This window comes from Burkholderia crassaminum (assembly GCF_964265005.1).
Taxonomy (GTDB): Bacteria; Pseudomonadota; Gammaproteobacteria; order Burkholderiales; family Burkholderiaceae; genus Burkholderia.
Window position 1 is genome coordinate 1564999 of the sequence record NZ_OZ183800.1, and the last position, 22146, is coordinate 1587144.

Annotated in this window: 25 protein-coding genes and 1 riboswitch; of the genes, 13 read left to right on the top strand and 12 right to left on the bottom strand. The window is 65.6% G+C overall.

Annotated elements, in window-relative coordinates:
- Nucleotides 1–24 precede the first annotated feature (24 nt).
- The 3 genes from ACPTTF_RS24095 to ACPTTF_RS24105 all read right to left on the bottom strand — a co-directional run bounded on the left by ACPTTF_RS24095 (nt 25) and on the right by ACPTTF_RS24105 (nt 3636).
- On the bottom strand, nt 25–1953 hold the full coding sequence (locus ACPTTF_RS24095) for a TonB-dependent receptor domain-containing protein (protein ID WP_423368509.1): 1929 nt from the start codon (nt 1951–1953) through the stop codon (nt 25–27).
- Between the two features lie 83 nt (nt 1954–2036).
- Nucleotides 2037–2204: a hypothetical protein gene (locus ACPTTF_RS24100; protein WP_423368510.1), complete on the bottom strand. Its 168-nt coding sequence runs from the start codon at nt 2202–2204 to the stop codon at nt 2037–2039.
- Nucleotides 2205–2295: 91 nt separating this feature from the next.
- Nucleotides 2296–2488, bottom strand: a riboswitch (cobalamin riboswitch).
- Nucleotides 2489–2577: 89 nt separating this feature from the next.
- Nucleotides 2578–3636, bottom strand: coding sequence for a helix-turn-helix domain-containing protein (locus ACPTTF_RS24105; RefSeq protein ID WP_423368511.1), 1059 nt, complete (start codon nt 3634–3636; stop codon nt 2578–2580).
- A 167-nt stretch (nt 3637–3803) separates the two neighbouring features.
- On the opposite strand from ACPTTF_RS24105, the gene ACPTTF_RS24110 reads away from it, so the two are divergent.
- Genes ACPTTF_RS24110 through ACPTTF_RS24130 form a run of 5 tightly spaced genes read left to right on the top strand, consistent with a single transcriptional unit; the run spans nt 3804 to nt 7544 of the window.
- The gene (locus ACPTTF_RS24110; protein ID WP_423368512.1) at nt 3804–4148 is read left to right on the top strand and encodes a hypothetical protein; all 345 of its coding nucleotides are present in this window, start codon (nt 3804–3806) and stop codon (nt 4146–4148) included.
- Nucleotides 4138–4770 (top strand): Dabb family protein, encoded by a 633-nt coding sequence (locus ACPTTF_RS24115; RefSeq protein ID WP_423368513.1) that lies wholly within the window; start codon nt 4138–4140, stop codon nt 4768–4770. The genes ACPTTF_RS24110 and ACPTTF_RS24115 overlap by 11 nt, the downstream gene beginning before the upstream one ends.
- Nucleotides 4771–4814: 44 nt before the next feature.
- A complete protein-coding gene (locus tag ACPTTF_RS24120) occupies nt 4815–5807 on the top strand; it encodes an NADP-dependent oxidoreductase (protein WP_423368514.1) in 993 nt (330 codons plus the stop codon).
- A 31-nt stretch (nt 5808–5838) separates the two neighbouring features.
- Nucleotides 5839–6714, top strand: a complete 876-nt coding sequence (locus tag ACPTTF_RS24125; RefSeq protein WP_166952321.1) for an SDR family NAD(P)-dependent oxidoreductase — start codon at nt 5839–5841, stop codon at nt 6712–6714.
- 5 nt (nt 6715–6719) lie between these two features.
- Nucleotides 6720–7544, top strand: coding sequence for an SDR family NAD(P)-dependent oxidoreductase (locus tag ACPTTF_RS24130; RefSeq protein ID WP_423368515.1), 825 nt, complete (start codon nt 6720–6722; stop codon nt 7542–7544).
- A 36-nt stretch (nt 7545–7580) separates the two neighbouring features.
- Here the strand turns inward: ACPTTF_RS24130 and ACPTTF_RS24135 are convergent, their stop codons facing one another.
- The 6 genes from ACPTTF_RS24135 to ACPTTF_RS24160 form a co-directional block, all read right to left on the bottom strand.
- On the bottom strand, nt 7581–7829 hold the full coding sequence (locus ACPTTF_RS24135) for a hypothetical protein (RefSeq protein WP_423368516.1): 249 nt from the start codon (nt 7827–7829) through the stop codon (nt 7581–7583).
- A 170-nt stretch (nt 7830–7999) separates the two neighbouring features.
- Entirely contained in the window at nt 8000–8974 is a 975-nt protein-coding gene (locus ACPTTF_RS24140; protein ID WP_423368517.1) for a threo-3-hydroxy-L-aspartate ammonia-lyase, read from the bottom strand.
- 66 nt (nt 8975–9040) lie between these two features.
- Nucleotides 9041–9679 carry a helix-turn-helix transcriptional regulator gene (locus tag ACPTTF_RS24145; RefSeq protein WP_166952332.1) on the bottom strand — a complete coding sequence of 213 codons (639 nt, stop codon included), beginning with the start codon at nt 9677–9679 and terminating at the stop codon, nt 9041–9043.
- A gap of 62 nt (nt 9680–9741) precedes the next feature.
- The gene (locus ACPTTF_RS24150) at nt 9742–10245 is read right to left on the bottom strand and encodes a YbaK/prolyl-tRNA synthetase associated domain-containing protein (RefSeq protein WP_423369866.1); all 504 of its coding nucleotides are present in this window, start codon (nt 10243–10245) and stop codon (nt 9742–9744) included.
- A 312-nt stretch (nt 10246–10557) separates the two neighbouring features.
- Complete coding sequence (locus tag ACPTTF_RS24155; protein ID WP_423368518.1) at nt 10558–11919, bottom strand: NAD(P)/FAD-dependent oxidoreductase; 1362 nt, start codon at nt 11917–11919, stop codon at nt 10558–10560.
- 86 nt (nt 11920–12005) lie between these two features.
- Nucleotides 12006–12605 (bottom strand): hypothetical protein, encoded by a 600-nt coding sequence (locus tag ACPTTF_RS24160; RefSeq protein ID WP_423368519.1) that lies wholly within the window; start codon nt 12603–12605, stop codon nt 12006–12008.
- Between the two features lie 682 nt (nt 12606–13287).
- On the opposite strand from ACPTTF_RS24160, the gene ACPTTF_RS24165 reads away from it, so the two are divergent.
- The 3 genes from ACPTTF_RS24165 to ACPTTF_RS24175 all read left to right on the top strand — a co-directional run bounded on the left by ACPTTF_RS24165 (nt 13288) and on the right by ACPTTF_RS24175 (nt 16351).
- Nucleotides 13288–13977, top strand: a complete 690-nt coding sequence (locus ACPTTF_RS24165; protein WP_423368520.1) for a TetR/AcrR family transcriptional regulator — start codon at nt 13288–13290, stop codon at nt 13975–13977.
- Nucleotides 13978–14219: 242 nt separating this feature from the next.
- Complete coding sequence (locus ACPTTF_RS24170; RefSeq protein WP_423368521.1) at nt 14220–15089, top strand: hypothetical protein; 870 nt, start codon at nt 14220–14222, stop codon at nt 15087–15089.
- Between the two features lie 353 nt (nt 15090–15442).
- Nucleotides 15443–16351 (top strand): alpha/beta hydrolase, encoded by a 909-nt coding sequence (locus tag ACPTTF_RS24175; protein WP_423368522.1) that lies wholly within the window; start codon nt 15443–15445, stop codon nt 16349–16351.
- A gap of 190 nt (nt 16352–16541) precedes the next feature.
- On the opposite strand, the gene ACPTTF_RS24180 is transcribed toward ACPTTF_RS24175, so the two are convergent.
- Nucleotides 16542–16961, bottom strand: coding sequence for an NUDIX hydrolase (locus tag ACPTTF_RS24180; RefSeq protein WP_423368523.1), 420 nt, complete (start codon nt 16959–16961; stop codon nt 16542–16544).
- 307 nt (nt 16962–17268) lie between these two features.
- Here ACPTTF_RS24180 and ACPTTF_RS24185 point away from each other — a divergent pair, with 307 nt between their 5' ends.
- Both ACPTTF_RS24185 and ACPTTF_RS24190 read left to right on the top strand, forming a co-directional pair.
- Complete coding sequence (locus tag ACPTTF_RS24185) at nt 17269–17772, top strand: GNAT family N-acetyltransferase (RefSeq protein ID WP_423368524.1); 504 nt, start codon at nt 17269–17271, stop codon at nt 17770–17772.
- A 144-nt stretch (nt 17773–17916) separates the two neighbouring features.
- Nucleotides 17917–18282 (top strand): hypothetical protein, encoded by a 366-nt coding sequence (locus tag ACPTTF_RS24190; protein ID WP_423368525.1) that lies wholly within the window; start codon nt 17917–17919, stop codon nt 18280–18282.
- Nucleotides 18283–18481: 199 nt separating this feature from the next.
- On the opposite strand, the gene ACPTTF_RS24195 is transcribed toward ACPTTF_RS24190, so the two are convergent.
- Together ACPTTF_RS24195 and ACPTTF_RS24200 are read right to left on the bottom strand one after the other, a co-directional pair.
- Complete coding sequence (locus ACPTTF_RS24195; RefSeq protein ID WP_423368526.1) at nt 18482–19198, bottom strand: EthD domain-containing protein; 717 nt, start codon at nt 19196–19198, stop codon at nt 18482–18484.
- A 50-nt stretch (nt 19199–19248) separates the two neighbouring features.
- On the bottom strand, nt 19249–19761 hold the full coding sequence (locus ACPTTF_RS24200) for a nuclear transport factor 2 family protein (RefSeq protein WP_423368527.1): 513 nt from the start codon (nt 19759–19761) through the stop codon (nt 19249–19251).
- Nucleotides 19762–19951: 190 nt separating this feature from the next.
- Between ACPTTF_RS24200 and ACPTTF_RS24205 the strand changes: the two genes are divergently transcribed.
- From ACPTTF_RS24205 to ACPTTF_RS24215, 3 genes are read left to right on the top strand one after another with little or no spacing between them, the layout of a single operon-like run.
- Nucleotides 19952–20452, top strand: coding sequence for a nuclear transport factor 2 family protein (locus ACPTTF_RS24205; RefSeq protein ID WP_166952362.1), 501 nt, complete (start codon nt 19952–19954; stop codon nt 20450–20452).
- Nucleotides 20453–20502: 50 nt separating this feature from the next.
- On the top strand, nt 20503–21369 hold the full coding sequence (locus ACPTTF_RS24210) for an SDR family NAD(P)-dependent oxidoreductase (protein WP_423368528.1): 867 nt from the start codon (nt 20503–20505) through the stop codon (nt 21367–21369).
- A 9-nt stretch (nt 21370–21378) separates the two neighbouring features.
- Nucleotides 21379–22134 carry an SDR family NAD(P)-dependent oxidoreductase gene (locus tag ACPTTF_RS24215; protein ID WP_423368529.1) on the top strand — a complete coding sequence of 252 codons (756 nt, stop codon included), beginning with the start codon at nt 21379–21381 and terminating at the stop codon, nt 22132–22134.
- Nucleotides 22135–22146 lie beyond the last annotated feature (12 nt).

Sequence of the window (22146 nt, forward strand, 5' to 3'; positions counted from 1 at the left end):
CGCCAAGGCCTCTCCATCCACCCGTCAGAACGTATAACTCACCTTCCCGAACGCCGTCCGCCCAAGCGTGTTGTACCCATACGCGGTCATGTATTGCCGATCGAACAGATTCGACACCGTAGCCGACACGGTCAGATGCGAATTGATCCGGTACGAAGCACGCAGCCCCACCGTCAGGTACGAAGGCAGATAGGTCGAGTTGGCCGGATCATCGAACGTCGTGCCGCCATAAAGCAGCGACGCCCCCGTGCTCAACGCATGCAGGTGCAGCTCATCCCACGTGTGATCGATGTTGAGGCTGACCGTCTGGCGCGGCCGGCGGTTGAGCCAGGAATCGTTGGTCTCGTCCTGCGGATTCAGGATCCCGATCGCGAGGCTCACCGGCGTCGAGCGGCCGATCGTCCCCTTGTACGACAGGTCGATGCCGCGAATATGCGCGCGACCGATGTTCATCGGCGAGAAGGTCGCCGGGTTGTACGCGATCAGGTTCGTGACCCGCGTATCGTAGATCGCGGCCGTAAACGTTCCGTACGACGTGTTCGCATCGACCGCGGCCTCGACCGACGTGTTGCGTTCGGGGTTGAGATTCGGGTTGCCGTAGCCGGGGTAGTACAGGTCGTTGAAGGTAGGCAGCCGGAACGCATTGCCGTACGAAACGCGTGCCGTGTAGACCGGCGTGATCGCCCAGGACAGCGCCGCGTTACCCGTATTCACCGACTGCCCGGCGATGATTTCATGGCGCCCCGCGAGGAACATCGTCACGCTGCCGAGCGTCGCCGACTGATGCAGCGAGAACGCGGAATCGTTGCGCGTCGGTACGCCACCGGGAATATCGACCGGCAGGAATGCCTGCTCACGCGTGAAGTCGTACGCGAGCTTGGTCTCGCCCGACAGCGGCAGCCCGAACAGATGGAACCCGCGCTCCTGATGCGTCAACGACGTCGACGTGCTGATGCGCTGCGAATTGATCTGGTCGGTCGGGATGGTCGGATCGCTCGCATAGAGGAACTGGCGATCGTTCGCATAACCGAACGACTGGTCGAACTGTGTGTCGGGCGTGATGTCGAGGTGGAACGCGATGCCGGTCGTCAGTTGATGATCGAGCTGGCGGTTCGCATAGCCGCTGTTGTCGTAGGACAGATCGGAACGGTGATACAGCGCGAACGTCGAGATCGACCAGTTGTCGCGCGCGTAGCCGAGGCGCGCATCGAGATCCTGCGCGTGGTACGGGTTGCGGCCGGCCTCATGGTACGGCAGCACGGGACGCGTCGAGTCGATGCCGTCCGTGTTGTACGAGTGCAGGCCGAGCGAGTAGGTGAGCCCGCCGAGCGCGGCGAGCGGCCCGGTCGACGGCACCGTGCCCGACGTGCGGAGCTGCGTGTCGAACGTCTTGTTCGACCCGCCGCCGAACGACACGGTCGTCTGGTTCGGCTGGTTGGCGGCGCGGCGCGTGAAGAGCTGCACGACGCCGCCCATCGCATTGGCGCCGAACGACGCGGCGGCCGGCCCCGAAATCACTTCCACACGTTCGAACGCTTCGGTCGGCAGGTCGGCCCACGGCGCGATGCCGGTGGTCGGCGAGCCGATCCGGATGCCGTCGATGAACACCGCGACCTGGCTGGCCGATGAGCCCCGGATGCTGACCGACGCGGACGAACCGGGGCCACCGTTCTGCGAGACGGTCACGCCGGGCAGCGTCGCAAGCGCCTGCGTGATGCTCGGCTCGCTCGGCGACAGCCGGTCGAGATCGGTGCGCGTGAGCACCTGGGTCGTCGCGTAGCGCTGGTCGAACGACTCGGGCAGCCGCCGCGTGTCGGTCACGTTGATCGTCGGCAGGTCGGCGCCTTCGGCGGACGGGGCCGGTTGCGAAATCGCGGTGTCGCCGGCGGCGTGGGCGAGGGGCGAGAGGAGCGCGGTCGCGGCGGACGTGGCAAGGAGGTGTCGAATCTTCATGAGGCTGTCGTTGTCATCGGGCTGCGCATGCGTCGATCGTGAGCGGGCGGCGGGCAGCACCGGTCTTGTTATCGGTGATCGGGTTATCGCGCGAGCGGGCCGTGCAGGCCGTTGTCGCGGGCGTCGGCGCGGCGCATGCCGGCGGACGCCATCGATAGGGAACGGCACGCGCGAGCGGGCGGGCCGTGCAGGCCGGCGGCGTGCCGGCGCGACGCTTCCGGTGCGGAAGCGGATGCGGTAACAGTGGACATCGGGCGGATCCTGAGGTCGGGCCGTCCATGCAACGGGCGACCGCCAACGGCGGTGCTTGGCGCTCCGGGACACCCCGCCCGGTGCGGCTGCTTGGACCTCGGGTCGATGGCAGGTCTCCTGGCTCGCGGGTCGTCATTCGTGCCGGCCTTCCCGGTTTCCCAGTGGCATGCAGTGGCACGGATTCGCCGCTCACAGTTGCGGGGGCAGCCGCAGATTCGAGGCACGGCCTCTCCTGCGTTCCCTTTTGATCCCGTCTCCGGGAACCATCAGCGCGCAAGGGTAATGGCGTGCGCTTCGGCGCGTCAATTGTCCGGTCGCGCAGGGATGCGAAAAAACGTCATTACCGGGTGAAAACTTTCTAAATCCTTTCTTTCATGCATCGGTGCTGCATTTCATATCTGACGAAACGGGGTGGTTTGCAACTTTGCGATCGCGCCTGAACCGGCTCGGCGCGACACCCGTCCACCGCACGAACGCGCGGCGAAACGCCTCCTCGCCGCCGAACCCGAGATGCGTGGCAATCCGCGCGACCGGCCAGTCCGTCTCGCACAGGCAGCGTTGCGCGGCTTCGGCGAGACACTGCTCCCGCAGCACGTGATAACCGGTGTGCTCGGCCGCCAGCCGCCGCCGCAACGTCGCCTCGCTGACACCGAGCCACGCGGCCAGCTCGGCGAGCGCCGGCAACGTCTGTTCGTGCGCAAGCGCCGCATCGAGGAAACCGCGCACCTGCTGCGTCCACGACACCACGGCCGGTGCCGCATCGATCAGGCGAAACGGAAAATCGACGAGAAACGCGTCGAGCTCGGCCGGCTGCCGGATCACGCGGCACGCGAGCTGCGTTGCATCGAATGCGAAGCCGTAGGTCTTGCGGCCGACTTCGACCGGCGCATTGAACAGCCCGAGCAGCGGCATCGCGTCGTCGCGGCGTGGATGGCCGAGCCACACGTCGGCCGGCCGCAACGGCTGCCCGATCAGCCAGCCGAACAGCTGCAGGTAGCAGAACAGCCCCGTCAGGTCGACGAGGCACGCGGCCGGGCTGCGCGCACGCCGCAGCGAATCCATCCGGAACAGCGCGCGCCCGTCGCGCACCGCGAGCGTCAGGTGCCCGGCGCGCGGCTGGAGCATTTCGCAGAACTCGGCCGCACAGCGGATCGCGTCGGCGAGCGTCGCACAGCTCAGCAGGCAGCGGCACATCAGGTCGACTTCGCGCTTGCGCATCGGCGGGTGGCCGTCGCCGCGCGCGACCTGCGCCTCGAGCCGCTCGATCGCGTCGCGGTACAGCGCGACGAAATCGCCCGGCGTCGTCGCGGGTAGAGGTGGCGGCGCATCGCGGTCGGCCGGCGGCGCGCCGCTGCGCGTGAGTTCGCTCAGCAGGCGCGCGCCGAGACCCGGCAGGATGCGGCCGCGGGCCGGCATGGCGCGCTGTTTCATGAGTTTCCCGATCTGATCGTTGCGACAGGGGCAGGTGAGCGGGCCGGTAGGGGTCTGCGGACCGTCGCCGCACAACAATGCTACCCACACCGGCCGCCCGCGGCCTCGCCGGAACGGCGTAGGCCGGCCGCGCATCCCTGTCACGAACGACCACGGACGACACGCGAATGATCCAGATCGTAGACGAAATCACGCTCGCGCCCGAGCGCATTCCCGACGTGCTTGCGCTGCTGCGCGACCGTTACCTGCCGGGCCACGCGGCGCGCGGGCTGAGGGCGGCAGGCCGCTGGGTGTCGCCGCCCGTCGCGGTGCCGGGGCAGCCGAGCACGCTGTGGCTGACCTGGCACGTGGCGGATGCGCCGGCCTACTACCGGATGCGTGCGCTGACGGATGCCGACGTGGTCGGTTTCTGGATGGCTGTCGACGCGCTGTGCGACGTGCGCCGCCGCCATGTGATGACGGACGCCGATGCGCCGTTGCCCGCGCTGACGGAGGTCGATCATGCGGCATGACACGGCGCAGGTGTTCGTATCGGCGGATCGCGACGCAGGTGGAATCGAACGCGCGTTGCACGAGGCCGCGCACGCGCTGGCCGGTGCGAAACGCGTGGCGCTGGCGCGCAATCTGGACGGCAGCTGGGGGGCGGGCGACTACACGCTCGACGTGCTGCGCGACGATCCGGCGGCCGACGGCGCGGCGGATTTCGCCGCGCTCGCGCAACTGCCGGGCATCGCGCGCATCGACGGCGCCGTGTGCCGCGCGATCGGCGGCGGCCTGCGCGAACCGACACTGCGCGACGGCGTGTGGCGCACGCTGATGCTGCGCGTGCGGCCGCAGGCCGGCGCAGCGCAGGTCGCCGCGCTCGAACGCGAACTGCTGCGCATGCCCGCGTTCATGCCCGGCATCCGCAACTGGCGCCTGAGCCGGATCGCGACGCCCGGCGCATGGACGCACGTGTGGCAGCAGGAATTCGCGCACGTCGGCGATCTGCTCGGCGAATACCTGATGCATCCGTATCACTGGGGCTGGGTCGATCGCCGGTTCGATGCCGAAAGCCCCGACTGGACGGTCGATGCGATCTCGCATGCGTTCTGTCCGCTCGCGTCGAGCCTGCTGGCCGATACGGCGGCGTGACGCGTCGCGCCCATCAAGCTGACAACCCCCCTGGAGACACGAAGATGCGAGCCCTGTTGATCGACCGCGCCGGTCATTCCGACGCTTTACGGATGGCCGACGTGCCGGCACCGACGCCGGGCCCCGGCGACGTGCTGATCCGCGTTGCCTTTGCGGGCATCAATCCCGCCGACTGGAAATGCCGCGAAGGCTACCTTGGCGCATTCATGCAATACACGTTTCCGTTCGTGATCGGCTTCGATGCGGCGGGCGTGGTCGAAGCCGTCGGCGACGGCGTCGACGGTTTCGCGCCCGGCATGCGCGTGTTCGCGCAGACCGACGTCGGCGCGGGGCGCTGGGGTGCGTATGCGGAATACGTGGCGGTGCGCCACGACTCGGTCGTGCGCGTGCCCGATGCGGTGAGCCTGGCGGAAGCCGCCACCGTGCCGACGCCTGCGCTCGCCGCGTGGGCCGGCCTGTTCGACGACGGCGGGCTGCGGGCCGGCCAGACCGTGCTGGTGCACGGCGGCGCGGGCGCGGTCGGCACGTTCGCGATCCAGCTCGCGGTGCAGGCCGGCGCGCGCGTCGCGGCGACGTGTTCGGCGCGCAACCGCGCGACGGTCGAATCGCTGGGCGCGGCTGCAAGCATCGACTATCGCGCGCAGGACATCGCCGCGGCGCTGCACGCGTGGGCGCCCGGCGGGGTCGACCTCGTGCTCGACGCGGTCGGCGGCGACACGCTGCCCGACGCGCTCGACCTGCTGGCACCGGGCGGCACGCTGGTGAACATCATGACGCTCGCGCCCGGCGATGCGCAGCGGCTGGCCGCGACGGCCGCCGAAGCCGCCCGGCGCGGCCTGCGCACCGCGATGACCTACAGCCGGATGCCGAGCGGCGGCACGCTCGGCCGGATCGCGGCGCAACTCGAGCGGCGCGCCTTGCGCGTACCGCGTTTCGACCGTTTTCCGCTCGAACAGGCGGCCCGCGCACTCGATCTCGTTCAAACGGGCGAGGCGAAAACGAAGCTGGTGCTTCATGTTGCGGATATCGCCGACTGAGCCGCCCGCACGCCCATCACAGGAGACAACGATGACCGATACCCGAACCGGCGTGCTCGCCGGCAAGTGCGCGCTCGTAACGGGCGCAAGCCGCGGCATTGGCCGTGCGATTGCGCAGCGCCTGGCATCCGAAGGCGCGACCGTCGTCGTGACGGCACGCAGCCTCACGCAATCGGCCGCGACTGCCGGCACGCTCGCCGAAACGGTCGCGCTGATCGAGCAGGCCGGCGGCCGCGCGATCGCGCTCGCGGCCGACCTGTCGAACGCGGCCGAGCGCGATGCGCTCGTCGGGCGCGCGGCGCAGGCGGCCGGCGGCCTCGACATCCTCGTCAACAACGCGGGCGTGGCCGACTATGCGTGCGTCGACGCGATGCCGATGACGATGTTCGACACGACGATCGAGCACTATCTGCGGATTCCGTTCGCGCTGGCGCAGGCCGCGATCCCGCTGATGCGTGCGCGCGGCGCGGGCTGGATCGTGAACGTCGGTTCGGTGACGGCGCTGCCGCCGCTGCGGCCGTTCGACGATTTCTCGCGTGCGGGCGGCGCGACCGTCTATGCGGCGGTGAAGGCGGCATTGTCGCGCTTCACGCAAGGGCTCGCGGCCGAGCTCGAAGCCGACGGCATCGCAGTGAATCTCGTCGCGCCGAGCACGGCGATCCGCACGCCGGGCGCCGCGCGCTACATCCCCGAAGGCTATCCGACCGAGGATGTCGCGTATCTCGCCGAAACCGCGCTCGCGCTGTGCAGCCTGCCGGCACGCGAACGCACGGGCCTCGTCACGCACAGCCTGCATTTCCCGCTCGCGCAGCAGCTCGCGGTGCGTTCGCTCGACGGCCGCACGGTGCTGCCGCCGCCGGTGATTCCCGCGTATGCGCATCCCCACATCGACCCGACAGGACTTTGATTGATATGACGAATTCGATTCGCTTCGACGGCGGCACCGCCGTGATCACCGGCGCAGCCAGCGGCATCGGCAGCGGGCTCGCACGCCATGCTGCCGGGCTCGGCATGCGCGTCGTGCTGGCCGATCTCGACCCGGCGAAGCTCGACGCATTCGCCGCGACGCTCGACACCGAAGTCCTGTGCGTGCCGACCGACGTCAGCCGGCCGGAAGCCGTCGACGCACTGGCGGAAGCCGCCTGGCAGCGCTTCGGCGGCGTCGACCTGCTGTTCAACAACGCGGGTGTGATGGCGACCGGCTTCAGCTGGGAAATCACGCCGGAACGCTTCGAGCGCAGCTTCGCGATCAACGTGCACGGCGTGCTGAACGGGATTCGCAGCTTCGTGCCGCGGATGCTCGAACGCAACGTGCCGGCGCGCATCGTGAATACCGCGTCGGTCGGCGGGTTCCTGCCGAGCCCGCTGATGTCGCCTTATTCGGCGACGAAATTCGCGGTGGTCGCGCTGACCGAATCGCTGTACGGAGAACTGAAGATGCTCGGCGCGCCGGTCGGCGTGTCGTTGCTTGCGCCGGGCCCCGTGCACTCGGGCATCTTCAACGACCCGTTCGGCGCGGCGCACGACCGGCCCGAGGTGCGCGGTTTCGTCGACACGATGCGCTCGATGCTGAACGCGCACGGGCTCACGCCCGACGCATTCGCCGAGCGGGTGTTCGACGGCATCCATGCCGGGCGCTACTGGCTGATTCCGCAACCGGAGACGATCGACGGCGCGCTGCAGCGGCGCACCGACGACATTCTCGCTGCACGCGATCCGTCGTTGCCGGCATTCTGAGGGCCGGGCGCGGCAGCAGCGCCCGGCGGCACGCCGTCACATGTGCGTGCCGGAGTGCGTGCGGCCGCTCGGGTCGCCGCCGCGATCGGGTGGCGTATTGTTCTGATCGATCTTCGCGAGCACGAAGCCGGCGTGCGGCAACGCGGCGGGCGAGCGGTGCACCGCTTGCGCGATCGCGTCGTGCGGCGACGCGGCGGGAAAACCGGATGACGTCACGCCCGGTTGAGCGAACGCCGAAAGGGATGCAGCCGCCAGGGCGGCGGCGGCGATCGCGTGCGTTTTCATGGTGGCTCCTTCACGACTGGCTGTGCGACTGACTGCGGGACAACCTAATCAGTCTAGGGCGCGAAACTTAACGCGGCGTGAAGGTGTGTAGGCGTGAAGGCGTGAAGGCGTGAAGGCGTGAAGGCGTGAAGGCGGCGCGGATGACGGAAAGTTCACGCGCGCCGCGGCGTTCATTCCGGCGCCGACACCAGTGCGCAGAAGTTCTCGAGATCGACGTTGCCGCCGCTGATCACCACGCCCACGCGCTTGCCCTGCAGCGCATCCTTCATCCGTCGCACGGCGGCGAGCGACAGACAGCCGGTCGGCTCGACCACAATCTTCATACGCGTCGCGAAGAAACGCATGCAGTCGACCAGTTCCGCGTCCGTCGCGGTGAGGATGTCGTCGACGTCGCTGCGGATGATCGGGAACGTCAGGTTGCCGAGGTGCTGCGTCTGCGCGCCGTCGGCGATCGTGCGCGGCGTGTCGATATGCACGATCGCGCCGGAACGGAACGATTGCTGGCCGTCGTTGCCGGCTTCCGGCTCGACGCCGTACAGCGTCGCGTGCGGCGACAGCGCGCGCGTGGCGAGCGCGGTGCCCGACAGCAACCCGCCGCCACCGAGCGGCGTGAATACCGCGTCGAGCGGGCCGACTTCGTCGAACAGTTCCTTGGCCGCCGTGCCCTGGCCGGCGATCACGTCCGGGTGGTCGTAGGGCGGGATCAGCGTGAGCCCGTGCTGCGCTGCGAGATCGCGCCCGATCTGCTCGCGATCCTCGGTGTAGCGGTCGTAGGTCACGACCTTGCCGCCGTAGCCGCGCGTCGCGGCCATTTTCGCGGCCGGCGCATCCTGCGGCATCACGATCGTCGCGGGAATGCCGAGCATGCGCGCCGACAGCGCGATCGCCTGCGCATGATTGCCGGACGAGAACGCGACGACGCCGTGGCGGCGCTGCTCCGCGTCGAAGCGCGACAGCGCGTTGAACGCGCCGCGGAACTTGAATGCACCCATGCGCTGCAGGTTCTCGCACTTGAAGAACACCTGCGCGCCGAGCGCTTCGTCGATCGTCCGCGACGTCATCACCGGTGTGCGGTGCGCATGGCCTTCGAGCCGGGCCGCGGCGGCGGCAACGTCGTCGTACGTGGGGAGAGTCGGAGAGTTCATGATCGCTCGGGGTCGGAAAGGTCAGTCAACAGGGAAGCAGCGCGCACGGCGCGCCGGAATCCGGAATCATTTCGCATCGTTGTAGACGGTCGCGCGCGAGACGCCGAGATGCTGCGACACGATTTCCATCGCGCGGCGCACTTCGAGAAAGCCGTCGGCCTTCAGCGTCTGCATCAGCTCACGGCGCTGGTCGGTCTTCAGCTCGCGCGGCGTCGTCGCGAGGCGCATCGCGAATGCGTCGATGCGCTGCCGGATCGCGTCCGCGCCGGCCGGGTCGAGCGTTTCCGCGACGGCTTCGCCGTCCGTGCTGCAGAACTGGTTCAGCATGCCCTGGAAGCCGCGGAACAACGTGACGTCGGCGTTCAGGCACAGCGCGGCCACGTAGCGGCCGGTCGAATCCTTGATGCCGATCGACGTGCTCTTCGCGGTACGGCCGTCGGCGAAACGGTTCGGGTAGTTCGCGAGCACTTGCGGGAAATCGTCGTCCGCGATGCGGGCGAGGCCGAGCTCGGTCGCGGGATCGCCGACTGCGCGCCCCGACAGGTTGTTGTGGATCGCGAGGATCGCGTGCTTCGGCGTGCGCAGGTCGTGGACCACGACCTCGGTGAACGGCGCGAACATCGCGCCGAGCCCTTCGGCAATGCGCTGCACTTGTTCGATCAGCGAGGCCTGCTCGGACAGCGCCTTGTTCCGGGTGGTGGTCATGGTGGTTTCGCGTTCAGGTTTCGGATCGATGCGACGGCTTCGGGAAAGAGGCAACCGGCGTGTTACTCGCCGTCCGCCGCGTGCGGCCGCGTGATGTCGGCGAGCAGCGGCTGCGCGATCCGCACGTAGTCGGCCGCGTCGAGCACGACGGAGCGGTCGAGGCGGCCCGCGTTGAAAGCGATCTCGGTGTTGCGTTCGACCAGGGCGGGATCGACCACGAGCGTCACGCTGGCGTCGAACACGAACGGCGGCACGGCGCCCATCACGCAGCGGGTGACGGTGGCCGCGAGGTCGGGCGATGCGAGTGTGGCCTTGCGGCGGCCGACCGCGTCGGCGACTTTGCGGAAATCGATCTTCAGGTGGCCGGGAATCACCGCGAGCGCGGTGGCGTTGCCGCCATCCTTGAACGTGCACAGCATCGCCTTCGCGCCCTGTTCGGGGCGTGTGCCGCGCAGCGCGGCGATCGCGTCGGATTTGCCTTCGGCCGGATGCGCCAGCACGCGGAACCGCGCGCCGGACGTGTTCAGCAGATCGCAAAGCGTGTCGAAAACGGGGTAGTCGCTCATGGCGCTCATGTCGCTCCGGGCAGGTGGGGCCGGGGAATCGAGGCGCGCTCGGGTTCGCATGCTTCAGCGTGCCGGTCGATGAATTGTCTAATTATAGACGTTTTGTCACGTATGTGGCAAAGGGGCGAGAAGCCGGGGAGTGGAGGGCGCTGCGAGTGGAAAGGGGGATCGAGAAACAGTTGCGTTACGCAATGGTGCGGAGCGCCGGGGAGAATAGCCGGTGCGCGGCCCGACGACGGAGCCTTTAGCGCGGGCGGGAAGCGCGACGTGAACCCGGCGCCGGCTACGACGGGAACGCGCAACCCTCCGCCGTTACTTCGTCAACCCTCGTTCTTCCCACCGGTCCCAGGTCTTCAGCGCTTGACGGGCCACCCTGCCGAACAGGAACGACAGGGTGTCGCTCTTCATCGACATCGATTTCCGGTTCACGATCCAGAAGTCGGTCAAGGTCGTTTGCTTCCCGCTCAGCAGATCCGCGATCGTCCGGCCGTTGAGGTGCGTCAGGGCGACGCCATGACCGAAACATCCGCCCGAGTAGATGATGCGTTCGTCGTCGATGAAACCGATCTCTGGAACCATGTCCATCGTCACCGAAACCGGGCCGCCCCATCGATAGTCGATGCGCGTGTCCCGCAGCTGCGGGTAGATCCATTTCAGGTGTTCCTCGCAATGCCGCCAGGCCGCGGGGGCGGGAACCTCTTCCATGGCGTCCGTCGTGTAGCTGATCGCGTCCCCGCCTCCCATGAGAATGCGGCCATCGGCCGTCGGCCGGAAATAGTGCAGCATCTGCCGATTGTCCCCGAACGACTGTCGCGCCTTCCAGCCGATGCTGTCCCATTGCGCATCGCTCAGGGGTTCGGTGACGACCTGATACGTCCAGAGCGGATATTGACGCGCTTTCAGCTTCGGCGAGCCGGGAACCTGGCGAGAATAGGCATTCGTCGCAACGACGATCCTGTCTGCCTCGATCCGGCCGTGCGGCGTCGCGATGCGTACCGACAACGGCGTTCGTTCCAGATTCGTGACGGGTGTCAGCTCGTAGATCGAGACCCCGCTCGACATCGCCAGGGCCTTCAGCGACCGGACCTGCTTGCAGGGGTTCAGATACCCGGTGTCCGACTCGTAGATGCCACCGGCGAAACGTTCCGAATGGAAGTCCTGCTGGAACTGGTGCGCGCTGCGCCACACCATGTCCGCGTCGATGCCCAGCTGCTGGAACAATTCAAACGTCTTCTGCATTCGGCCCAATTGCTGCTTCGTATAGCTCGCGCGAACCAGGCCGCCATGGCAGTAGTCGGACTGAAAACCATGTTCGTCGATCAGGTGCCGGGTGTGCGCCACGGCGAGCTTCAGGTAGTGATGGGCCTCGATCGTCTTTTGCTTGCCCCAGCGCAGCAGGACCATTTCCGGCTCGAGGCCGAACATCTTCGTGCTGAACCCGGCATTGCGGCCGCTGGCACCGAATCCCACGATGGCGGCCTCCAGCACGACGACTCGAGCGTTGGGATTGTCCTTCTTGAATTGAAACGCCGTGTTCAGCCCGGTGAAGCCGCCCCCGATGATGGCGACGTCGACCTTGAGATCCCCGGTCAGCGAGGGATTGGGCGAATAGTCTCCGTAGGCTTGCTGCCAGAACGACCTGGCCTGAAGCAGGGGTGTTTGATCGAGTGCCATGGCGATGCTCGCAGGTGGGGAGATCCGGCCGCCGCTCGATGAATGACTGCGAGGGGGCAGCGGCGGGTTTCCCGGGTTACAAGGGCTTACGCCCGCTGGTGCTGGTTATTGATTTCGGTATCCGAAGCGATTATCTCGTGCTGGTGAATGAACGCGTCGATGCGGCTTGCCAGCACGGCATCGTCTCCGTTCAATGAGCGCTTCATCATGTCGATCTGGAACGCCTCCTGATCGACCATGTAATCGAGAAAGGCGCGCGCATCGGAGGGGCCGATGTCCCGAAGCCGCCGCAACGTTTCGCAGTAGACGATAGTCTGCGCGCACACGTACTTCAGGAAAGGTTTCAGCAGGCACCTCGGGACCGAACTCACGACCCATGCCTTTACCCGCGTCGTCAACCTGGGCGAAGCATCCACTCCCCAACGAGTTGCCGCAGCGTGGTAAATCTGCGCATTGAACACTTCCAGTTTCAGATAGGCTGCCCAAAGTCGCTGACGGGGATCACCGTCGAGGCGCCCCGCAAGTCTTCCAATGGCACGCAACGCGAAGGCGCGGTTCTGGATCTCGTGATGAAATCCATCGATAAAGGCATTAGTCGGCATCAAAATTTTCCGCTCGTGTATGGCCAGTGTGTGGCAGGAAAAAGCGGTTCCCGGCCCTGCCGGCATGTCGATCGATTCGAACAAGCACGAAGTAATCCTAATAATCAAGGTCTGGAAGACGTCAACGGTCGGAACAATGGGTTGCGTACTCAATCGCCGGAAATGCCGCCAGTCCCGCACTCGTCAACTTCCGTGCGACTTCCAGAGGGGAAAGCGACCCGCTGGAGCTCGACTCGAGTCACGCCGGGCAATCGCCCGCGTATGCCGTCGCCGGTGCGTATCGACGATAATATGTCACGTGACCTATTTGTGCAACTTTGGCAATGAACGCGCAACGTCGACTGCGGAACCCGGTTGCGGCCATCGAGCTCAGCCGCCAAGCAGCCGGCGTCGTGGATCGTCAGTCTCGTGAAAGAGATGAGGCGCGCGCTTGTCGCCACGGCGGAAGTGTTGCAGCGGGGTGCTCAAGCAAGTGGAAGATGAACAAGGATTTCTCTTGCAGACCGGCACCGGACAGGTCCTGTGTACGCCCGCCGATGGACGCCGTCTCGTCTCCCCGGATTCCCAAACCTGAGTAGAATGTCGCCGTCAGGTTCGGCACTTCGGCGCCCACGGTGGAGCCGGTGCCTGGAAGCCGACGGCAGATTCGAGTCGACCGGCACGACCCAATGTCAGGTATCGATGCTTTGCACAATCCGGTCAACCAACCTATATCCCCGCTCGCCGTGTATCGGGCGGGCACGGCGCGGTCGGTATTCGACCGGGCATGAACGGCGCTGACGCGTCGTCGGCACCATCGCCCGGGCATTCGCTCGTCGGGCAGCAGGAGGAATTCTTGAAGAAGGCGGCTCTCGATAACGAACGCGTCTTGACCGAACGCGGCAAGAACACGGTGAACAAAATCATGGCCAGTGCGATCGAGATCTTCGTCGTCGAAGGCTACGGTGGGCTGACCATGCGGAAGGTCGCGGCAAAGGCGGGCCTGGCGCTGTCGAACCTGCAGCATTACTTTCCCACGCGCGAAGACATCTTCGAGGCCATCCTTTCCGCGACAAGGGAGGCCTACGCCAACACATACGACAGTGTCCGCGCGGACACGTCGCTGACACCCGAGGGCCGCCTGGAGAAAGTGGTCAGGATGTTGCTTGAAGACGGCAAGCAGCCTCAGACGCAAAGCCTGTTCGTGAACTTCTGGGCACTGGCCCAGACTCAGGAGTTCGCGCGGAAAATGCTCGAAGAGGGATACGGGTTTCAACGGAACGTGATCGCCGGATTCATCGAAGCCGTGAACCCGGCGCTGTCACAAGCGGCGCTCGCCAGGCGAGCCGCACTGGTTACGGCACAGATCGAGGGGCTCATCGTGTTGATACCGCAAAGAAACCGGTTCCCGTCGGATATCAAGGGAATCGAGGACGACGCGGTGATGGCCATTCTGGCTTTGGCCAAGGCGCCATGAGCTGAATCGCTGCGGCGGCTTGGCGTCAGCCTGGATCGGGGTAGCTTCGGAAAGCGGGGAATGCTGCACGTCAAGGCTGGTTGATGTGCGGCGTAGCCCCACGCAGTTCCCCGAGATGCGGTTCGACGTATCCGTCATGTGCTCGAGTGGTCAAAGCCCATCGAATCAGGCGCAGAGACGTTGACGCGACGAGGTTTGCTTGCAACTGGCTGGAAAGAGGATCTACGAGGAGAACACAGGCAATGTTGATCGGTACGCAGGAAAAGCGCGGAGAAGGTTCATCCTTTGGGCGACGATCTTCAGGCGCCCGAAAAAGCAGGAAACTCAACTTTTACGTGCAAACGGTGTTGGCGCTCGTCCTGGCGTTGGTCGCACACTGCACGTTTGCCGCGAGCGACGTGACCGACAACGATCAGCAGCAAGCTGCGTTGCGTACGCTGATGGGCACGGCTCCGGCCCCGGCAGACAGTGTCAAGGGTGTCGCGCTTTCACCATGGGCGCATGGTCCATCGGCTTCAGGGCCGCTGTGGGTCGTGGCCGCCTTGGTCCAGCGCCCGACCGATAACGTCGACGCGGAGTTGTGGACTGGTGTCCTGACCCGCGACGGGCAAGGGTTCCACCTGCTCGCGAGTGATCGGAGCGAGCGTGTCGATACGTCACCGATGTTATGGAATGTGTTCCTGACGATGGACGTCATTCCCTACCGAGTCAGCGCGCAGGAAACCGCCTTTGGCGTTCGCTTCAACAATAACTACACGTCGACTGCACATAGCGACTCGACCGGGATACTGAGCCTGTATCGCTATGCCGATGCACGCGTGATGCCCATCTTCACCGCAACTACCGATTGGTCGACCTATGACAAGGACGGGGCTGCGGAGTGCGTAGCGGAGAAGGTAGGAAAAGGCAAAGATCCGGGGGACGCACGGCAGGATGCCTGCGATGCGGAAAACACGACGGAGGTCCATTACGTGCTGTCGTTCAGTCCTCACATGACCAACGGGCACTACGATCTCCTTGTGCGCCCCAAGGGAAAGGCCGGGTCGGGCAAATCCGCGCGCTTTACCTGGAACGGAAAGACGTATCAGCCGCGCCGATTCACGGGTGACTGATGGGAAGGAAGGGCGCGGCCTCGGCCAACCCCATCGGACAGGCGTCGACCAGGTGCAGCGGCTAGAACGAGCCGCTTCCATCGCTGACAGTAGAATCAGCCGCGCCGATTCACGGGTGACTGACGGGAAGGCAGGGGCGGCCTCGTCCAACCCCATCGCGCAGGCGTCGACCAGGTGTAGCGGCTAGAACGAGCCGCTTCCATCGCTGACAGCAGATCGCCGTGGTGCCGGGACGTCGTTGCCATCCCTCGATAACGTCGAGGGTTTCACGCACTGCCGAGGCCGATGGCGACAGCAACGTTCACAAGCATCGCAATGGCTTTCGTTCTTCATTCGAGAGGTGCTTACAAACCATGCAGACGGAAATCGAAGCGCCGGGCCCGGCCGGCCCGTTGAAAGGCACGCTGTTGTCTCCGGCTTCCGGCGATGCCCCGGTGGTGTTGATCGTGCCGGGCTCGGGCCCGACCGACAGGAATGGCAACGCGCCCAACTGGCTTCAGGCGTCGACCTACCGATTGCTCGCGGAAGGGCTGCACGATGCGGGTATCGCGTCGGTTCGCATCGACAAGCGCGGCATGTACGGCAGTGCGTCGGCGATACCGGATGCCGATGACGTCACGATCGACGAGTACGCGGCCGACGTCCATTCGTGGGTCGCCGCTATCCGCGCGCGGACGCGGGCTTCCCGGGTATGGCTGTTGGGGCATAGCGAGGGCGGACTGGTAGCGTTGTCGGCTGCACGGCAAATGGCCGACATCGACGGCCTGATCCTGGTATCGACGGCGGGACGCCCGCTAGGGCCCGTATTGAGGCAACAACTGCAGTCGAACCCGGCAAATGCCCCGATCCTGGCCAATGCAATGTCGATCCTCGATTCCCTGGAAGCCGGGGAGCGTGTAGATGCAGCCAGGATCGACCCGGCACTCATGCAGTTGTTCAGGCCGCAAGTCCAGCGCTTCCTGATGAGCGAGTTGACCCTGGATCCGGCAGCGCTCCTGGCCGGTTACATGAAGCCCGTGCTCATCGTGCAGGGATCGCGGGATATCCAGGTTGCCGTACGGGACGCGGAACTGCTGAAGCAGGCCAATCCGCGCGCCGAAATGGCGCTGATCGCCGACGCCAATCACGCGCTCAAGACAGTTCGCACGCCGGCGCGGCAGGAAAACCTCGCTGCTTATTCGAACCCGGATCTGCCGCTGGCGGACGGTGTGGTGGAGGCAATTTCGGCGTTCGTGTACGCAGCGACAGCGGGGCGGCGCTAGTCGTAGTCGAGTCCGGTTCGTCCATGCGGGCGGCCTGTAACGGGGCGGGAGATCGGCAGATGACGTCGAGCGTTTGCTGCGGGAAACGGGCATGGTCGCTTCGACCCGCTTCGGCCGAACGCATCGAGCAGGAGTTGACCCGCAGGCGACATTCGACGGACAAACGCAAATCGCCGCAAATCGTGCGCCGTCAACGACTCAGATAATCCGTCACGCGCGCCTGCAAATGCGTGATCGCGTCGGTGAGTCGAAGATACGCATCGACATCCATCAGTGTCCATTCCTGGCCTTCGTTGCCGAAACGGATCACGGCGATTTCCGCATCGCTCAGCCAACTGGCGAAGAACCAGTGTGGCAGGCGGTCCGGTCGGTTCGACGGATAGACCCGGGACCAACCTATCCGGCTGCTCGGTATCGTCAGTCCGAATTCCTCATGGAGTTCACGCAATACGCACGCTTCGGGCGTCTCGTTGCCTTCCCGGCCTCCGCCGGGCAGGTCCCACAGGCCCGGAAACGGTATGTCGGGTTTGTCGTCACGTCGATAGACGAGGATTTCCCGGTCCTTGAAGAGTGCGATCTTTGAACCACTGAAGGGGGCGGGCGATTCCATGCATGATCCATATCGTGGAAGCTGGGCTGTCAGTGTAGATTCTCGGGTATCCACGCGTACGCTCGATTTGATATAAGCATCCGTCCGGCACGGCCGCAACGACAGCGCGCGCGACGCCTGCTACCGCTCGTCAGCTTGAAACCGGCCAATGAAGAATCCGCCTGTCCGGCCGGCGCGGTATAGCCGATACCGCCGTTAAAGGTTGAAAATCGAACATGAAGACTTTTGCCATAAGGAACGGCCAATCGGAAAATCGGCGCCGGCCCGGCGCTCGGTAATTTTCCGCACAAGGAACGAGATGAACGCAATGTTGTCGATCAGAACCGCGAGGCAGGAAGACGCCGCGCGTATTGCCGTGCTCGGCGCGCACGTGTGGGTGCATACCTATGCAGCGGCGGGGGTGTCCGAGGTCATTGCGCAGTATGTGCTGACGACCTTTACGACTGAACGCATCCTGACTCTGGTGAACGATCCTGACACCGTTCTGCTGGTTGCCGAGGCAGACGGAAATCTTGCCGGATATATCGTCATCCGCCTGGGCGCGCAGCTTGCAGACGTTCCCGTCGAGATTGAAACGCTCTACGTCCAGGCGTCTTTTTCCGGTCGTGGAATCGGATCGGCACTGCTGACTCATGCGAGCGGCATTGCAGAGGAAAGAACCGGAAACCGTTCATTCTGGCTCTGCGTCAACTCGCAAAATGCGAAGGCGATCTCTTTCTACCATTCCCGGGGAATGACGCAGGAAGGAATAACGTACTTTGAGCTTGGCGGGATCCAGCACGAAAACAAGATAATGGTCGCACGCGGCTGACACATCACGCGTCGTCGTGAACGGCCGTTGAGCGTCAGCAAGTATGCTGACATTGACGCGACCAATGCTCCCTCGGCGTGTCCGCCTTCGTAACCGGCGGCAGGCAGTCATTCGATTCCGGACCACGACAACAGAAAACGAGCCATGGCAAACCTGATTCGATTCAGTGTTCGACCGGTATTTCAGGGCAGTGATCGGCTGGTCGAGATACTTGATGACCATCGCGCGGTCGATTTCCCGAGCATCGCCGCGATCCTGCAGGATGCGCTCCACGCTGTCCGGGTTCCGCACCCGGATGGCCTTGATGAACCCGTGATCGCCTTGTCCCAGGATCGCTACTTCAGCTATTGGACTTATGCTCGGGGTCACTATGAAATTGACGACGATATCTGGGGATTGTTCGTGACGGCGACGATCGACAATTCGTCCATCGTCGCGGACATCGAAAGCGCACTCCTGTCGACGGGGAAGTTCGTCAAGGAAGACGTGGATTTCGGCAAGTTCGAGTGAGTCGACGGGGGCAGGGAACGCCTGCGCAGCAATACCGAATGACATATCCTTGCGCCCCGCAAGGACCGCTCCAGGTTGAGCAATGCTCTCCACGGAAATCCGCGAATCGGCAACAAACAAGCCGGCGAAGCGCATCTGCGCTCCACCGGCTCAGCAGCCATTCCGGATAAAAGCGATCGCACCACGCGATCCCCCGAACCTACCCCCGCACCGCCTTCACCACATACTGACTCGTCGGTACCACATCGATCTTGTCGAAGTCGATGAAGCGTCCGCAGCTGTCCATCATCTCGGCCACGTTGCGCTGGAATTTTTCATCATCGCCAACCGCATCGAAAAACGCATGCGGATCGGTCATCGCCGCGGCGGGAAAGCATTCCTCGACGATCGCGTCATAACCGGGCGCCGCATGCGTGAGCGCGCGCACGACGACGTTCTGCACGTACAGGAAGTTGTCCTGCGTATCGATCGCGACGCGCGTGTGATGCCCGTGCCATACGTCGAGCCATGCCTCGTGCGTGAGGCGCGGCGGCCGCTTCAGGAACGCGAGTTGCGAGAAGCCCGTGGTGCGCTCGCCCGGCTGCGCCGGAAAGCGCGTATTCGGAATCGGCTGCGACTCGGTGACGAGATACGCGGCCATGTGCGGGACGACCGCGCGCACCGCGTCGTCGAACGGCTGGCGGAACATCGCGTTTGCGCTATCGACCCACACTGCGACGATCCCGTCGATGCCTGGGTGCGTGTTGGTCTGCTTCAGGCCGGCGGCCGGCGCGACATCCGCATCGGCAACGTTCACCTGCACGCCGTGCGCACCGAGCGACAGCAGCTTGTCGGCGAGTTGCGCGCGCACCGTGCGGCTCCACTGATCGGGCGCAGCTTTTGCGTCGCGCCACAATACGTAAATGACTTTCTCCATTGCTCCGGCTCCAGGGGGAATGACGGGATCGGCGGCGGTGCCGCCGGGGTTCAGGAAGCGGTTTCAGTCGATCCGGCTGCCTGGTGTGCGTCCGGCGCGAACCGGTTCGCGGTCAGCGTGAACGACGGCGGGATCGGCGACGTGACGGTTTCGAACAGCCGCTCGTGGCGCGTCGCGTGAATGCGCCACACGCCGTCGCGCTTCACGTACTGGTCGTCGTAGAACGCAGTGCCGTGCAGCAGGTAGTTGTCCTCGAGATTGATCGCATGGTCCTCGAGAAACCACACGCCGCACGCGTGATCGGCGGACACCAGCGTGAGTTCCGGGTGATGGCCGTGATGCATCGTCAGGAAGGTCGGCTTGCCGATCAGCTCGCGCAGGCTCGACACGAACGCGTCGCGGCCGTCGTACGCATAGCGGCCGCCATACAACCGCGCCTCGCAGTCTTCGGTCAGGCAATCCGCGAGCAGTGCCCAGTCGTGCGTATCGACCGCGCGGAAATACCGGTACTTCAACTGTCGGATCTGCTCATATTCATGGAGCGTGCGGGTCGTGTCGTCCATCGCCGGGTCTCGTGGTGGTGTCGTTCGATGGTAGGAACGAAGCCGCCTGCATCACATCGTCTGTTCGGACGAAACCCTCATGCATGAACCACCGGTTTAATCCGAACGGGTGATGGCCGATGCGTCGCGCAGCGGTAACGTGGCATCGACGCGGCCTTCGAACCGCGCCGGCACCGAACAAGGAGACAGGATGACCCTCATCGAATCGCTGGAGGCGCGTGTGCGCCGGCTCGAGGACGCCGACGCGATCCGCCGCCTGAAGGCGCGCTACTTCACGTGCTGCGACCGCAAGGATCCGCAAGGGATGCGCGACTGCTTCGCGCCTGGCCACGTGCACATCGACTATGGCCGGATCGGCACGTTCGACACGCGCGACGCGCTCGTCGACGTATTCGCGCAACTCGGCTGCCATCCGCACATCGTCGAGATGCACCACGGCGTGAATCCCGAGATCGACGTGCTCGACGACACGCATGCGCGCGGCACGTGGGGCCTGCACTACCAGATGATCGACACGAACGCGCGAACGCTCACGCAGCTCGGCGCGTACTACGACGACGAATACCGGAAGGTCGACGGCGAATGGAAGATCGCGGGCACGCGCTGCGTCGTCACGTCGACGCTGTCGGCCCGTTACGAAGGCGATGCGCCGGGCGTGCTGTTCGCCGGTGCGCAGCCGCCGGCCGCCTGACGCACGCCAGCGCCACGCACGTGGCGCACATTCCACAGGAGACATCGAACATGACACAGAACCACGAGGCGCCGGTCGCCGTCGTGACTGGCGCATCGCGCGGCGCGGGCAAGGGCATCGCGCGCGCGCTCGGCGCGGCCGGCATGACCGTCTACGTGACGGGCCGCTCGCAGAACGAAGGCGATGCGCCGCTGCCCGGCACGATCCACGAGACCGCACGCGAGATCGACGCGCTCGGCGGCCGCGGGATCGCGGTGGCGTGCGACCACGCGGACGACGCGCAGGTGAAGGCGCTGTTCGAGCGCGTCGAACGCGAAAGCGGCCGGCTCGACATTCTCGTCAACAACGCGACCTACCTGCACGATCAACTGATCCTGCCGGGCCCGTTCTGGGAGAAGTCGCTCGACCTCGTCAACATCCTCGATGTCGGGCTGCGCTCGGCGTATGTCGCGAGCTGGCACGCGGCGGCGCTGATGGCGAAGCGTCGCAGCGGGCTGATCGCGTTCACGTCGTCGTTCGGCGCGAGCTGTTACATGCACGGCGCGGCCTACGGCGCGCAGAAATCCGGTGTTGACAAGTTCGCGAAGGACATGGCTGTCGACCTGAAGCCGTTCGACGTCGCCGCCGTGTCGATCTGGATGGGCCCGCTGCGCACCGAGCGCACGACGCGCGTGTGGGACGAACACCCGGATCTGTACAAGGAATTCTCGCTCGTTGCGGAAAGCCCCGAATTCACGGGCCGCGTGATTCACGCGATCCATGGCGATCCGCAGCGCATGGCGCTGTCGGGGCAGGTGCTCGTCGGTGCGGAAGCCGCATTGCAGTACGGCATCGCCGATCTCGACGGCAAGCAGCCGCCGTCGTACCGCGAACTGCTCGGCGGGCCCGTGCAGGCGCATCCGGCGATCGTCGCTTAAGGGGGGCGCATGGGCATCCTGAAGGGCAAGGTCGCGCTCGTGACGGGCGCGGGGCAGGGCGTGGGCCAGGGCGTCGCGCATGCGCTCGCGGCGGAGGGCGCGCACGTCGCGGTGGTCGGTCGTACCCGCGACAAGCTGCTCGCGACCTGCGAGGCGATCCGCGCGCGCGGCGGCGCGGCCGAGCCGTTCGTGTGCGACGTGATGGACGCCGCGCAGATCGAGCAGTGCGTCGACAGCGTCGTTGCGCGCTTCGGCGGTGTGCAGATCCTGATCAACAACGCACAGGTCGTGCCGCTCGGCCGCCTGCTCGACGTGACCGATGCGGATTTCCTGGCGGGGCTCGAATCGGGGCCGATCGCGACGCTGCGCATGATGCGCGCGTGCCATCCGCATCTGAAGGGCGACGGCGTGATCGTCAATTTCGCTTCGTCGGCCGCGGTGCGCTGGGACGCGTCCGGCTACGGCGCGTACGCGGCGACCAAGGAGGCGATTCGTGCGCTCACGCGCGCGGCTGCGTGTGAATGGGGCGTGGACGGTATCCGCGTGAACGCGGTCGCGCCGCACGCGTTGTCGCCGGGCCTGAAAGGCTGGGTCGACGCGAATCCGCAGGAAGCCGCCGCGTTCTTCCGCACGATTCCGCTCGGCCGCGTAGGCGACTGCGAGCAGGACATCGGGCGCGCGATCGTATTTCTGGCGAGCCGCGACGCGGCGTATCTGACGGGCGCGACGCTGCCGCTCGACGGCGGGCAGGCTTACTGGGGGTGATGGCGGGAGGCG

Coding starts and splice junctions, on each gene's coding strand:
- ACPTTF_RS24095 (WP_423368509.1), bottom strand. CDS start 1,953: ATGAAGATTCGACACCTCCTTGCCACGTCCGCCGCGACCGCGCTCCTC.
- ACPTTF_RS24100 (WP_423368510.1), bottom strand. CDS start 2,204: ATGTCCACTGTTACCGCATCCGCTTCCGCACCGGAAGCGTCGCGCCGG.
- ACPTTF_RS24105 (WP_423368511.1), bottom strand. CDS start 3,636: ATGAAACAGCGCGCCATGCCGGCCCGCGGCCGCATCCTGCCGGGTCTC.
- ACPTTF_RS24110 (WP_423368512.1), top strand. CDS start 3,804: ATGATCCAGATCGTAGACGAAATCACGCTCGCGCCCGAGCGCATTCCC.
- ACPTTF_RS24115 (WP_423368513.1), top strand. CDS start 4,138: ATGCGGCATGACACGGCGCAGGTGTTCGTATCGGCGGATCGCGACGCA.
- ACPTTF_RS24120 (WP_423368514.1), top strand. CDS start 4,815: ATGCGAGCCCTGTTGATCGACCGCGCCGGTCATTCCGACGCTTTACGG.
- ACPTTF_RS24125 (WP_166952321.1), top strand. CDS start 5,839: ATGACCGATACCCGAACCGGCGTGCTCGCCGGCAAGTGCGCGCTCGTA.
- ACPTTF_RS24130 (WP_423368515.1), top strand. CDS start 6,720: ATGACGAATTCGATTCGCTTCGACGGCGGCACCGCCGTGATCACCGGC.
- ACPTTF_RS24135 (WP_423368516.1), bottom strand. CDS start 7,829: ATGAAAACGCACGCGATCGCCGCCGCCGCCCTGGCGGCTGCATCCCTT.
- ACPTTF_RS24140 (WP_423368517.1), bottom strand. CDS start 8,974: ATGAACTCTCCGACTCTCCCCACGTACGACGACGTTGCCGCCGCCGCG.
- ACPTTF_RS24145 (WP_166952332.1), bottom strand. CDS start 9,679: ATGACCACCACCCGGAACAAGGCGCTGTCCGAGCAGGCCTCGCTGATC.
- ACPTTF_RS24150 (WP_423369866.1), bottom strand. CDS start 10,245: ATGAGCGACTACCCCGTTTTCGACACGCTTTGCGATCTGCTGAACACG.
- ACPTTF_RS24155 (WP_423368518.1), bottom strand. CDS start 11,919: ATGGCACTCGATCAAACACCCCTGCTTCAGGCCAGGTCGTTCTGGCAG.
- ACPTTF_RS24165 (WP_423368520.1), top strand. CDS start 13,288: ATGAACGGCGCTGACGCGTCGTCGGCACCATCGCCCGGGCATTCGCTC.
- ACPTTF_RS24170 (WP_423368521.1), top strand. CDS start 14,220: ATGTTGATCGGTACGCAGGAAAAGCGCGGAGAAGGTTCATCCTTTGGG.
- ACPTTF_RS24175 (WP_423368522.1), top strand. CDS start 15,443: ATGCAGACGGAAATCGAAGCGCCGGGCCCGGCCGGCCCGTTGAAAGGC.
- ACPTTF_RS24180 (WP_423368523.1), bottom strand. CDS start 16,961: ATGGAATCGCCCGCCCCCTTCAGTGGTTCAAAGATCGCACTCTTCAAG.
- ACPTTF_RS24185 (WP_423368524.1), top strand. CDS start 17,269: ATGTTGTCGATCAGAACCGCGAGGCAGGAAGACGCCGCGCGTATTGCC.
- ACPTTF_RS24190 (WP_423368525.1), top strand. CDS start 17,917: ATGGCAAACCTGATTCGATTCAGTGTTCGACCGGTATTTCAGGGCAGT.
- ACPTTF_RS24195 (WP_423368526.1), bottom strand. CDS start 19,198: ATGGAGAAAGTCATTTACGTATTGTGGCGCGACGCAAAAGCTGCGCCC.
- ACPTTF_RS24200 (WP_423368527.1), bottom strand. CDS start 19,761: ATGGACGACACGACCCGCACGCTCCATGAATATGAGCAGATCCGACAG.
- ACPTTF_RS24205 (WP_166952362.1), top strand. CDS start 19,952: ATGACCCTCATCGAATCGCTGGAGGCGCGTGTGCGCCGGCTCGAGGAC.
- ACPTTF_RS24210 (WP_423368528.1), top strand. CDS start 20,503: ATGACACAGAACCACGAGGCGCCGGTCGCCGTCGTGACTGGCGCATCG.
- ACPTTF_RS24215 (WP_423368529.1), top strand. CDS start 21,379: ATGGGCATCCTGAAGGGCAAGGTCGCGCTCGTGACGGGCGCGGGGCAG.